Annotated in this window: 2 protein-coding genes; one reads left to right on the top strand and one right to left on the bottom strand. The window is 65.7% G+C overall.

The window, feature by feature from the left end; genetic code table 11:
* The first annotated feature begins 1,006 nt into the window (after nt 1–1,006).
* Nucleotides 1,007–1,132: a hypothetical protein gene (locus AC07CM_RS50930; RefSeq protein WP_478883364.1), complete on the top strand. Its 126-nt coding sequence runs from the start codon at nt 1,007–1,009 to the stop codon at nt 1,130–1,132.
* On the opposite strand, the gene AC07CM_RS50925 is transcribed toward AC07CM_RS50930, so the two are convergent.
* The coding region (locus AC07CM_RS50925; protein ID WP_478883363.1) for a transposase at nt 1,133–1,514 on the bottom strand (382 nt) is incomplete at its 5' end.

Here is a 1,514-nt window from a genome sequence, read left to right as displayed (position 1 = left end):
ACCACTCCTCCTGGCCTGGCTCAACGAGCCAGACCCCCTGGAGGGGGTCAACTTTCAAGCGTCGCTACTGGTCCACTTTTCAGCCGTCGCCGACAGCCCTCTTCCGTCGGCATCCGCCCTGGTCAGCGCTTGATTTCTGCTGATCCTCGGCGAGTGCCCCCGGCAGGATTCGAACCTGCGCACACGGCTCCGGAGGCCCTTGGTGTGCCAGCCACTCCTCCTGGTCAGAGGCTCGTTACATGACGAGCGATAAGGCCCAGTCCACGAATGGTCCGCGCGGTGCCTCGAGCGACCGGTGGGGTCGTCCTGATCGAGCTCCGGGTAGGGCCAGTGATCGAAGGAGCCGAAGTTGGCACCCAGCGGCTGGATCGCGCCGCCTCGACCGTCCCGCGTACGTGCCATGCACCTGAGGTCGAGGTCCGCCTTGGCTGCGGCCGACCAGTTGAAGTTGACCTGCAGCTGTCCGTCCCCCGCGATCCGGGCCTGCGGCGACCAATCGCTCAGCTCGACCGGACTCCCGTTCACCCTCGGAGTCCTGTGCGGCTCCCGCCGCGATTCCGGCACCGGCTCCGGCTCTGGTTCGATGATCACCCCCCCGGGGACGCCCCTTCGTCGGCTTCAGTTGGACGACCCCTGGCTTACGACCGTCCCCGCTCATCCGCCTCACGCCCCCTCAACTGCGTGTCACGTCAGTCCCGACCGAATTCACAGAGCATCACACTTTCACTACAACCCTGCACTACTCTCGATCGTCTCTTGTGGAGGATGTGAAGATCCATCCGATCGACGCCCATGCGGCTTGGGGGCCATGCGCGCTCCGATCAAACTCGCCGGTGCCGCCAGTGCATCGATCCGTCATACGACCTGGCGACAGCCATGGGCAGGATAGGGGAGCCCTGTGGGGGTTTTGCACGACAGATCGGTGACTGCCCGTCACCTTGATGACCAGGCCCAGGATCCTGCGCTTGCCCCACGAGCTGAGGAACTACGGGCGCTCGCCCGTGCGATGGACTCTCGCGAACTCGACGCGCTGGACGCCTGGGCCGACCTCGACCTGATGGCCAACTTCGCCCGCCCCGAGAGCATGGTGTGCGACGTGACGCGGGCGACTAGGGACTGTCTCCGGTTGTGATCAGGGTGCTTTCAGGAGGCTGCTGATCCAGATGGTCGCGGCGCGGAGATGGAGTCCGGCGAGGTAGCTTTCGGGCGTCTTGTCATAACGGGTCGCGATGCCCCGCCAGTCCTTCATCCTGTTGATGGCCCGCTCGACCGTGTTGCGATCGCGGTAGAGACCGGCGTCATGGGTGACGGGCCTGCCACCCCTGCTGCCTCTCTTCCTGCGGTTGGCGGCCTGGTCCTTCTTCTCCGGGATGACCGCCTTGATGCGGCGTTCACGCAGGTGGGCGCGGTTGGCACGGAAGGAGTAGGCCTTATCGCCGGCCACGGCGACTGGTCGGGTGCGGGGACGGCCAACGGGCAGACGGACTCGCACCTTGCTCAGGACGGGGATGAAC

Source organism: Streptomyces sp. NPDC044061, assembly GCF_056434305.1.
This window is presented reverse-complemented; position numbering and strand designations above follow the sequence as displayed.

Coding starts and splice junctions, on each gene's coding strand:
- AC07CM_RS50930 (WP_478883364.1), top strand. CDS start 1,007: ATGGACTCTCGCGAACTCGACGCGCTGGACGCCTGGGCCGACCTCGAC.